The organism is Hymenobacter sp. UV11 (assembly GCF_004684095.1).
Lineage (GTDB): Bacteria > Bacteroidota > Bacteroidia > Cytophagales > Hymenobacteraceae > Hymenobacter.
This window is the reverse complement of record NZ_SRII01000011.1, coordinates 203,731-212,663: the sequence shown is the minus strand read 5'-3', so window position 1 is coordinate 212,663 and position 8,933 is coordinate 203,731. Positions and strand designations below refer to the sequence as shown.

General features: G+C 63.3%; 12 protein-coding genes. 8 read left to right on the top strand and 4 right to left on the bottom strand.

All coding sequences use genetic code 11. The features are described 5' to 3' along the window. The first annotated feature begins 120 nt into the window (after nucleotides 1-120). Nucleotides 121-390 (top strand): hypothetical protein, encoded by a 270-nt coding sequence (locus E4631_RS20350; protein WP_133656671.1) that lies wholly within the window; start codon nucleotides 121-123, stop codon nucleotides 388-390. A gap of 3 nt (nucleotides 391-393) precedes the next feature. Here E4631_RS20350 and E4631_RS20345 read toward each other — a convergent pair whose 3' ends face one another. From E4631_RS20345 to E4631_RS20330, 4 genes are all read right to left on the bottom strand, one after another. After that, complete coding sequence (locus E4631_RS20345) at nucleotides 394-657, bottom strand: hypothetical protein (protein ID WP_133656670.1); 264 nt, start codon at nucleotides 655-657, stop codon at nucleotides 394-396. 183 nt (nucleotides 658-840) lie between these two features. Next, nucleotides 841-1,425 (bottom strand): D-sedoheptulose 7-phosphate isomerase, encoded by a 585-nt coding sequence (lpcA, locus tag E4631_RS20340; protein WP_135318631.1) that lies wholly within the window; start codon nucleotides 1,423-1,425, stop codon nucleotides 841-843. Between the two features lie 202 nt (nucleotides 1,426-1,627). Further along, nucleotides 1,628-1,852, bottom strand: a complete 225-nt coding sequence (locus E4631_RS20335; protein ID WP_133658809.1) for an AraC family transcriptional regulator — start codon at nucleotides 1,850-1,852, stop codon at nucleotides 1,628-1,630. 206 nt (nucleotides 1,853-2,058) lie between these two features. After that, nucleotides 2,059-2,352, bottom strand: coding sequence for a hypothetical protein (locus tag E4631_RS20330; RefSeq protein ID WP_133658810.1), 294 nt, complete (start codon nucleotides 2,350-2,352; stop codon nucleotides 2,059-2,061). 718 nt (nucleotides 2,353-3,070) lie between these two features. Between E4631_RS20330 and E4631_RS20325 the strand changes: the two genes are divergently transcribed. From E4631_RS20325 to E4631_RS20295, 7 genes are all read left to right on the top strand, one after another. Next, nucleotides 3,071-3,964 carry a cation diffusion facilitator family transporter gene (locus tag E4631_RS20325; protein WP_133658811.1) on the top strand — a complete coding sequence of 298 codons (894 nt, stop codon included), beginning with the start codon at nucleotides 3,071-3,073 and terminating at the stop codon, nucleotides 3,962-3,964. Nucleotides 3,965-3,986: 22 nt separating this feature from the next. Then, the gene (locus tag E4631_RS20320; RefSeq protein WP_133658812.1) at nucleotides 3,987-4,670 is read left to right on the top strand and encodes a DUF305 domain-containing protein; all 684 of its coding nucleotides are present in this window, start codon (nucleotides 3,987-3,989) and stop codon (nucleotides 4,668-4,670) included. Between the two features lie 17 nt (nucleotides 4,671-4,687). After that, the gene (locus tag E4631_RS20315; RefSeq protein WP_240735100.1) at nucleotides 4,688-5,491 is read left to right on the top strand and encodes a transporter; all 804 of its coding nucleotides are present in this window, start codon (nucleotides 4,688-4,690) and stop codon (nucleotides 5,489-5,491) included. A 332-nt stretch (nucleotides 5,492-5,823) separates the two neighbouring features. Next, nucleotides 5,824-6,018, top strand: coding sequence for a hypothetical protein (locus E4631_RS26295; protein WP_133658813.1), 195 nt, complete (start codon nucleotides 5,824-5,826; stop codon nucleotides 6,016-6,018). 190 nt (nucleotides 6,019-6,208) lie between these two features. Beyond that, nucleotides 6,209-6,553 (top strand): VOC family protein, encoded by a 345-nt coding sequence (locus E4631_RS20305; protein ID WP_133658814.1) that lies wholly within the window; start codon nucleotides 6,209-6,211, stop codon nucleotides 6,551-6,553. Between the two features lie 80 nt (nucleotides 6,554-6,633). Further along, nucleotides 6,634-6,996: an NADH-quinone oxidoreductase subunit A gene (locus E4631_RS20300; protein WP_166648181.1), complete on the top strand. Its 363-nt coding sequence runs from the start codon at nucleotides 6,634-6,636 to the stop codon at nucleotides 6,994-6,996. A 1-nt stretch (nucleotide 6,997) separates the two neighbouring features. Then, the gene (locus tag E4631_RS20295; RefSeq protein ID WP_133658815.1) at nucleotides 6,998-8,932 is read left to right on the top strand and encodes a hypothetical protein; all 1,935 of its coding nucleotides are present in this window, start codon (nucleotides 6,998-7,000) and stop codon (nucleotides 8,930-8,932) included. The last annotated feature ends 1 nt before the right edge of the window (nucleotide 8,933 follow it).

Sequence of the window (8,933 nt, the reverse complement as noted above, 5' to 3'; positions counted from 1 at the left end):
GTGATAAGGAGCCGCTGCACGCCCACGAGCAGGCCGGCAGCTAACCCATCAGTACCTTTAGAAAGGCCAGCGCTGTCTAGCAGCGCTGGCCTTTTTTTGTTTCTCTTCTTTCCGTTTCCCATGACTTTACCGGAAGAAATTGCCCGTGCGGAAGCCGCGTACTACCAGCAGTTGGCGGAGGCGGACCTGACGGCGGCCGAATTTGACGCCTTCCTTTCCCACCTGCCCCCCAAAGCGCAGCTGGCCGTGGCCGCCAGGGGGGTTGAGGCCAACCGCGACCTGCTGCCGTTTCGGCGCTACGTGCTGGAGCAGCGCGGCCAGCCGCTGGCCGCGTACCTGCTGGCGGAGCTTTCGCCCGCCGCCTTTGCTTACTGGCACGCTAGCCGGTAAGCCTCACCCGACGTTGGTCGTTACGTGCACGAGGCGGTAGCCCCCCGCCGCCAGCGTGGCCCGAATAGCTTCCTGGTGGGGGCCGTTGGCCTGGGTGGTGGCTACTTCCGCCTCGCCCACTACTACCCGGTCCACTATCAGCCCCAGGCCGACCAGCTGCGTGCGTACCCAGGCGATGCAATCCGGGGCGCACATGTTGTCGATGGTCAGCACGTAGCGCACCAGGTGCGTCAGGTCGGCGGGTTCAGCAGATTCAGGGGAGGACATGGCGAAGTGATGGGGATGGCTAGCGCGCCCGAAACGTCGGTCGGTAGGCAACGAAAGTTAGCTGCCCCGTGTTGCCGCCGCATGTGTGACCACCATAAGCCCGCCCACAAGCTCCAGCGCTTTGCCTTCTATCTGCTAGCCGGCATGGCCGTTGCGCTGAGCCAGTATAATTGGTAGGCTAGCCTACGCGACCAGCTGCTCAATCAGGCGCAGCAAGACGTGAATCACCTTGACGTGCACCTCCTGAATGCGGTCGGCGTAGCCGGTGTGCGGTACCCGAATCTCGACGTCGCTGAGCCCGGCCAGCGCGCCCCCATCCTTGCCGGTGAGGCTTACGACCAGCATCCCGGCCGCTTTGGCTGCCTCGGCGGCGCGCAGCACGTTGGGGGAGTGGCCGCTGGTGCTGATGGCCAGCAGCACGTCGCCGGGGCGACCCAGCGCCTGCACGTACCGGCTGAAGACGAAGTCGAACCCGTAGTCATTGGCCACGCAGGTCAGGTGCGCGGCGTCGGTGAGGGCAATGGCCGCCAGGGCCGGGCGGTCCCGGCGGTAGCGGCCCGATAGCTCTTCGGCAAAGTGCTGGGCATCGCACAGGCTGCCGCCATTGCCGCAGCTCAGCACCTTGCCGCCCTGCTGCAAACAGGTCGCCAGCAGGCGGGCGGCCCGCTCCAGCACGGGCGCGGTCGAAGGGTCGGCGGTGAACCGGTCCAGCACGGTGCGCGCTTCCAGTAGGTCGGCTTGAATAAGGTCAGTGAGCGTAGTAGCCATCAGAAAGAAGCAGTAAGAGTGTACCCATCCTTGGGAAAGGCAGGCGCTTTTTAAGTTACAGATTGAAAGTAAAGCACCCCCGCTACGCTCATCAGCGCTAGCCTGGGATAGCCCTAAACCATTAGAGCGCCGGCCATTAGAGCGCCGGCCATTGGAATTGGTTTAGCGATATTCGGCAGGACGGCTGCCGAGCTTGTCTAAATCAGCGAATCAGGCTGCGCCGGGCAAGGCTGGCGGGACCCAGCTTCTGAAACTCGGTAGGGGTAAGGCCCATCACCTGCCGGAACTGCCGCGAGAGGTGCGCCGGGCTGCTGTAGCCCAACTGCTCGGCCATTTCGGCGATGCTCAGCTTCCCGTAGCCGATGCGCCCTTTGACCCGCTCCACCTTCTGGCGGATGATGAACTTCTCAATTGAGCTGGTCGCCAAACGAGGTCGGTAGCCGCCCGGCTATCGTAACCAAGAAATGCTCGTCAGGCGAATGCATGGTGAAAGACATGCCAAAAATTGCCAATTATTGGCATATCTTTCAGACGTGTTATCACAAAGATTTGCCTAGCCACCGGATAAGTTGAGCAACGACTTGACTGGCTCGCTGTGAGTGCAACGGCCAGCTAGTAGCTGAAGAACCAAGCTTACCGCACAGTAGCCGCCCGTAACGCTGCCACGTCCAATGTAGCCAGGGGCAGGGGTGTTGTCAGGCCCGCGCCATAAACCAGGTCGCTGGCCCAGGCCGCCAGGTCGTGGGCGTAAATCACATGCCGGCCATCCTCGTCCTGATACGCAGTTTTGCCGCGCAGGAAGGCTTCCAGCTCCGGCCGCAGGGCCGCCGGCACCTCGTCCAGCGCTTGGTCGGGGTGGGTGGGGCTGAGTAGTGAGTTCAGGTAATCCCGCAGGGCCCCATAGGCAGTTCGACTGGCTGAGGTCATAATCAAGGGGTAAATAGAGCGGTTGAAGCAGTACTCAAAAGTAGCAATCCAGTTTTGCTTCCCGTGCCGAAAGGTATTCTGCGAGTGCTTGGGCGATTCCCTGCGGGCCGGGCTGTACGGGGCTGCGGCTGCGCCTCCGGTCCTGCGGACTAAACCCCTTCCAGCCCCTGTATGATTGCAGGGCCTTTCGCAGAAGGGTAGCCAGAAAAGGAAGCGGGGCCACCATCCATCCCTAAAGGGGGGCTTCGGCGCTAACCTTGTGCGTTAGAGACTGGAAACTACTTGTAAAAGACGCCCTTGGGAGTGCGCAGGCATGGAGCACTCTAACTGACCCTGAGTTGTAGTTCGCATTAAAAGATTTTGGCGATAATGACTGCGCGTGCAGCTCTTGAAAGTGTCCGCTGGCGCCGTCTACCCGGCCTGAGTGAAGGGTCGAGGCTAGCCCAGCGTGGATGCGCTACCGACCGCCTCAGTAAGATTGCCCCCGCCCGGCGCGTCACGGTGACCACCTAGATGGTAGTATGGCAAAACATTTGGCGGGCCTTCGTCGTGAAAGCCGTGGAGCTAGCCTGGGCGCGGGCAGCGCGGCCACCATGTGAGAGGCAGTGTTTGCCAACGTGGGCGTGGCCCGGCTGGCTATCCTCAACGCCGTGCGTATCTAACGCGTGGATTTCACCAATAAGCTATAAAGCGCTACTCACTTTCAACAATACAGTTTATGGAACAGTCGAGGCAGCCCACTAACCGTGAGCGCGCCGAAAAAGGGCAGTCGTCCACCCTGCTGGGCATTGGGGCCAACGTGGCCCTGGTGCTAGGCAAAGGCACGGCCGGCGTCGTGGGCCACTCCTATGCCCTGATTGCCGAAGCCATTGAGTCGGGCACCGACATTCTCAGCTCCCTCATCGTGTGGCTGGGCTTGCGCACGGCCGCCCGCGAACCAGACGAAAATCACCCGTATGGTCATGGCAAAGCCGAGCCGCTGGCCGCTATCATGGTGGCCATTGCCTTGGTGGCCGCAGCGGCCTACATCGCCACCGAAGGCATTTTGCACATCCTCACGCCCCACCAGCTGCCGGCGCCGTTCACGCTGGCCGTGCTGGCCGTGGTCATTGCCATCAAGGAAACTCTTTACCGGCGCGTCAATAAGGTGGGCAAGGAAGTAGACAGCAGTGCGGTTAAGGCCGATGCCTGGCACCACCGGGCCGACGTCATCACGTCGTGCACCGCATTCATCGGCATTAGCATTGCCCTTATCGGCGGCAAAGGCTACGAGAGTGCCGATGACTGGGCCGCGCTGGTAGCCTGCTGCTTCATCGTGTTCAACGCCTACCACATTTTCCGGCCCGCCTTCGGCGAAATCATGGACGAAGCGCCGGCCGGCACCTGGGCCGAGGACGTGCGTGCCCTGGCCGAAGCCGTGCCGGGCGTGGTGGCGACCGAGAAATGCTACGTGCGCAAAATGGGCTTTGAGTTCTTCGCCGACCTGCACGTCATCGTGGATGGCACCATCAACGTGCGCGAAGGGCACGACATCGCCCACGCCGTAAAGGCCACCATCATGCAGGCCAAACCCGCTGTCTACAATGTCCTGGTGCACATCGAGCCCGCTTGATAACCCCTTATGACTTGCAGCCATGAAACGATGCCTTCGCTATTGGGCGCTGCTGCTGGCCGCTGGCCTAAGCGCCAGCAGCTGCAGCTCCCGGCACGACACCGATGAGCACGAGCAGGAAGTGCACGCCGGCGCGAGCAGCCGCAAGCCGGCGCCCGTGGCCGCGCCCCCGGCCCTGGGCGACACCCTGCGGCTGCTCGCGCAGCAGCTCGATACGGTGCGCCAGCGCGGGTGCTGGGACGAGGACTTTGCCCGCCTGATGAGCGTGCACCACGGCGGGGCTCAGCGACTGGCGGCGGTAGAACTATCGCACGGCCGGGACTCGACCCTGCGCGCCCAGGCCCAGCACGTGCTCAAGGGCCACGAGCGCGACAACCACATGCTCACGCTGGCCCTCACCCGGCAGCCGCCAGCGGGTCAGGAGTACCGGCCGGGCAACGCACAGGACCCATTTGTGCGGCGCATCACGGCCGCGCTGGCTCCCCTGCGCCAGCCACCGCCCCTACCGGGCACCCCCGATGCCGACTTTGCCACGATTATGAAGGTGCACCACCAAACCGGGGTGGCCCTGGCCCAAACGAAGCTGGCCTACGGCAAGGATGCGGAAGTACGAAATGCCGCGCGGCAGATTATGCGCGACGAGCAGGCCGAAATCAAGCAGTACCAGCGCTGGCTCAACGCCCACGCGGTAACCCCCACCCCCTAACGATTCCATCTTCATTCATGCTCCTAACTATTCCTACCGCCGTCACGCCGCCCTGGACCACCATGCTGGGCTTCTCGCTGCTCCCGGCCATCGTTATGATTGCCGGCGCGGCGTTGGCCGTCTGGCGGGCGCCCGGCCCGAAGCTGCGCAGCGCCATTCTGCACTTCGCGGCCGGCGTCATTTTCTCGGTGGTGGCCGTCGAGCTGCTGCCCGACATTGTAGAGCACCACGCTCCCTACGAAGTGGCCTTGGGGTTCGGCCTGGGCGTGGCCACCATGCTGGGGCTGCGCTACTTCACCCAGCGCCTGGAAAAAAAGGAAGAATCCGGGGAAGCGGGCAATGCCCCGGCGCCAAGTGCTGGCGCGGGGGCATTGCCCGCCACGTCGTCCCTGCCTTGGGGCCTGCTGGTAGCCATCGGCATTGACATTCTTATCGACGGGCTGCTGCTGGGCATCGGCTTTGCGGCGGGCGCGAAGGAGGGCACGCTGCTGGCCATTGCCCTCACCATTGAGCTGCTGTCACTGGGCTTGGCCACGGCCATTGAGCTGCGGCAGGACGGCCACGGCAAGGGCCGGGCCGTCGCGATTGTGGCCGGCACTTCCCTCATGCTGCTGGTCGGGGCGGGCATCGGCACCACGGTACTGCGCGGGGCCACCGGCAATTTGCTGGAAATCGTGCTTTCCTTTGGCCTGGCCGCGCTGCTGTTTTTGGTCACCGAGAAACTGCTGACCGAAGCGCACGAGGAAACCGAAACGCCGCTGCTCACGCTGGCTTTTTTTGTGGGCTTTCTCTTATTTCTGATGCTGGGCATGGTCGCCTAGCCATTAATTCTTTCGAAAACGCTACGCATGCCCACCGCCAAAATTGGCCTGACCCGGGAGCCCACCGGCCGCCATCTGGCTTTCTCGAAGGAGCTGCTGGAAGTCCCATGTCTTTCGTCGCGACGAGGGCGAGGTCTCCCCCTGGCAGCGGGTGGCCGTCAACGCCCGCTCGCCCTTTACTGACACCGACACGTTTGCGCCCGGCACGCTGCTGGAATACTACGTGCAGCATGAACCCAGCAGGGCGAGCCCGAGGCCCACAGCCACGTCGTCAGCACCACCCTGCCCTAATGCCAGTGGTTCAGCACTCCCTTAATTCCACTATGCCGTGCATGTCGGCCTCCCTGCGTCGGGCGTTAGGCCCGTTGCTGCTGGGTGGTAGCTTGCTGCTCAGCAGCTACCGCAGCGACCCCGAGGAAAAGGCTGACGTTTTCGAAGCCGGCACCCCGGCCACCATTTTAACCCGCCGCCGAACAATATCCCATAGTATCCGGCTTGACTGGACTATCTCACCCGAGCAGCGGTAAACTTGCTCATTCATAGGAATCATGTAACTTAAAAGTGGGAATATGATTAACCTTTTGCAGCGCTGGCAGCGTAACGCTTGGGATAACCAGCCGCCGCACCTGTAACCGAATTAAGACCTGCGTGCCCCCAACGTGTCAATAAAACGGGCGGGCGGCCGAAAAAATGCGTCGCACCTCTTACTTGCCTAGGATGACAAACAAGCAGCCGATTTTTGCTTCTGACCTGCCGGCTTCTGCGCATTGGTATACGGATGTGCTTGGGCATCCGGGCACGCCTACCCCAGACGGGCTGCGCTTTGACCTGGTGAACGGCTACTCGCTGCTGCTCTCCGCGCGCGGCCAGCCCGCTAAAGTCGTTTTGCCCGTGCCGGAGGCGGCGGCGTACCAGCAGCGGTTTGAACAGCGTGTCACCGTCAACGGCGAGAATCAGGGACGGATTCTGGAAACCCAGTCGGACAGCGTAACCCTGGTTGACCCCGCCGGCAACCACTTACAATTTATCACAAGCCTATCCGCGGGTCCGCCAGATTGCTAAGGACGCTGCCCGCCACCTCTTTATTCAGCCTTCAAACCCAACCGAATGGCAACAATTTGTCCTATCGTGAGTCGTGGCCTATGAAAAGCATCCCGCACTACCTGCTGCTGCTGGGTATGCTGGTAGTTACCGTGGCGTTTGCGCTCGTGCTGTATCTGCTCAAAGCCTCGCTGGGCAAGCCACTGGCCGAGCCCGGCAAGGACGTGCCTGCTGAGAGCGGCCAGCTTGCGCTGAAACCCGCCTGGGTCCGCTACCACGTGCACTACTATGGCTTTGCCCTGCTTTTTCTGTGCTTCGACATGGAGATGGCGTTCATGTATCCCTGGGCAGTGGTTTACAAAGAATTGGGTATCACGGCCCTGCTGGACATGGGCGTTTTTCTAATGATTCTCTTTCTGGGCCTGGTATACACCTGGAATCAGGGCGGGCTAAAACGCCAATAAGATGCTGTCAGCCTTCGTGTTCGAGGCCCGCGCGGGCCGGCTGAGCTCCTGGAAGCAGTGGCTCATGAAAACCAGGTTTCAGAACTTCAAGGTGTTCGTAGTGCCGGGCAAGGACGTGCTGCGGGCCCTCGGATTAGAGCTGGCCTCAGCCGGACTGACCATTGCCCGAAACCCGCGCGAAGCCGATATACTGCTCCTAACAGGGCCTTTGCTCTCCGGCCTGGCTGAAAACGCGGCCGTGATTTTTGCGCAAATGCCCCGGCCGCGCCTGCTGGCCGTGATGGGGGAGCTAGATATCGCACCCCTGCCGGCTCCCGCCATTCGCCTGCCACTCACTCAAGCGGGCCTGCTGGCGCTGCGCCCCGAAGCCTGCCGCCTGCTAACCGCCCAGGGCTGGGCCCCGGAGGCGCAGCCCTTTGCCCCGGCCTTTATCGAGCAGGTTATCGCGGGGCAGCAGGAAAAAGGCGACCACAAAGGCTCTGGCAGCATGAACCACAGTGCTATGGAGCCCGGCGGCATGGATATGGAGGGCATGATGAAAGACTTGGACCGCTCCGGCATGAAGCCCCCGCCGGATGCGGCCGCATTGCCTGTGCACGGGCCGCATGAGCACCACTCGATGCCGAAGGCGGCCGACAAACCATCGGGGGAGGAGACTACTAATGAGCCCGCGGCGGATGGCCAACACGCGCATCACACGATGCCGCCGACAGACACAAAGGAGCCGCCCGCAGCTGATTCGCCCGACCCCGGGCACCACCAGCCGCACGCGGCCCAGGCTGGCCACGAGCACTCGGCCATACCGGCCGGCCCCATGCCGCACACCGAAGGCATGGACATGCCGGACATGATGGGCGACCAGATGAAACCGGAAGCGGGCGCGGAAATGCCAGGCATGGACATGAGCGGCATGGATATGGGTTTTATGTCGATGGTGGAGATGACCAAAGACCTGCCCCGCAGCGCCGACGGCCTGCCGATGGAAGCCTCGGAAGCCGCCTTCGGTCCCTTCTTCCCCGGCCTGCCCGGCGGCCTGAACCTGCGCCTGCACCTCGACGGTGATAACGTGACCAAGGCCGTGATTACGCCGGGCCAGCCCGACCAAAGCCGGGCGGACCGCCTGCCCCTGCCGGCGCGGGAGTTCGCGCCCTGGCTGGCTGGCCTCGACCCGCTGACGCCGGCGGCCTACCACCTGCTGGCGCACCGGGCCCTGGCGCAGGCCATGCGGCTGCCCGCAACGGCGGCCCTGCCGCAGCTCATCGCGCTGGAACAGGAACGAATAGCCAGTCACCTCAACTGGCTGATTGACTTTGGCGTGACCATCGGCCACGCCTGGTTGCAGCAGGCGGCGGAGCACTTGTACTGGCAGCTACGCCAGGTGCCGGACCAGCCGGCGGCCGTGACGGCATTCGTGCGGCAGGTGCGGCGGCTACCGCTACTCCGCCAGTCGCTGACTGGGGTAGGCCAGATTCCGGCCCCGCTGCTGCACCACGCCCGCGGGCCGGTAGCCAGGGCCGCGGGCATTTCTCACGACGCCCGTCAGCTCGACCCGCTCTACCAGCAAGTTGGCTTTGTGCCCGTTGTGCGGGCGGAAAACAACGTCTGGGGCCGCCTGCAAGTGCGCTTGCAGGAGATGCTGCAAAGCCAGGAATTAGTGCATCGGCTCGCCCGGCTCGGCCCGGCGGCGCCTACCCCTGCCTTCCCCAGCACTGACCAGGCCGCCGCGGGCACGGGCCGGGCCACCGTGGAAACGCCGCGGGGCACGGCCACGCTGGAAGTGGCGCTGCAAAGCGGGCAGGTAACGGCCTACACCCTGCACGCCCCCTCGGCCCGGCACGTGGCCCTGGTCAATGAGTTCGTCCGGGAGCAGGAGTTGGGCGACGCGCTGAAAACAATTGCCTCGCTCGACATCTCACCCTGGACTATCACCGCTTAGC

Excerpts from the sequence above, each read along its gene's own strand:
- E4631_RS20350 (WP_133656671.1), top strand. The coding sequence starts at position 121 with ATGACTTTACCGGAAGAAATTGCCCGTGCGGAAGCCGCGTACTACCAG.
- E4631_RS20345 (WP_133656670.1), bottom strand. The coding sequence starts at position 657 with ATGTCCTCCCCTGAATCTGCTGAACCCGCCGACCTGACGCACCTGGTG.
- lpcA (WP_135318631.1), bottom strand. The coding sequence starts at position 1,425 with ATGGCTACTACGCTCACTGACCTTATTCAAGCCGACCTACTGGAAGCG.
- E4631_RS20330 (WP_133658810.1), bottom strand. The coding sequence starts at position 2,352 with ATGACCTCAGCCAGTCGAACTGCCTATGGGGCCCTGCGGGATTACCTG.
- E4631_RS20325 (WP_133658811.1), top strand. The coding sequence starts at position 3,071 with ATGGAACAGTCGAGGCAGCCCACTAACCGTGAGCGCGCCGAAAAAGGG.
- E4631_RS20320 (WP_133658812.1), top strand. The coding sequence starts at position 3,987 with ATGAAACGATGCCTTCGCTATTGGGCGCTGCTGCTGGCCGCTGGCCTA.
- E4631_RS20315 (WP_240735100.1), top strand. The coding sequence starts at position 4,688 with ATGCTCCTAACTATTCCTACCGCCGTCACGCCGCCCTGGACCACCATG.
- E4631_RS26295 (WP_133658813.1), top strand. The coding sequence starts at position 5,824 with ATGTCGGCCTCCCTGCGTCGGGCGTTAGGCCCGTTGCTGCTGGGTGGT.
- E4631_RS20305 (WP_133658814.1), top strand. The coding sequence starts at position 6,209 with ATGACAAACAAGCAGCCGATTTTTGCTTCTGACCTGCCGGCTTCTGCG.
- E4631_RS20300 (WP_166648181.1), top strand. The coding sequence starts at position 6,634 with ATGAAAAGCATCCCGCACTACCTGCTGCTGCTGGGTATGCTGGTAGTT.
- E4631_RS20295 (WP_133658815.1), top strand. The coding sequence starts at position 6,998 with ATGCTGTCAGCCTTCGTGTTCGAGGCCCGCGCGGGCCGGCTGAGCTCC.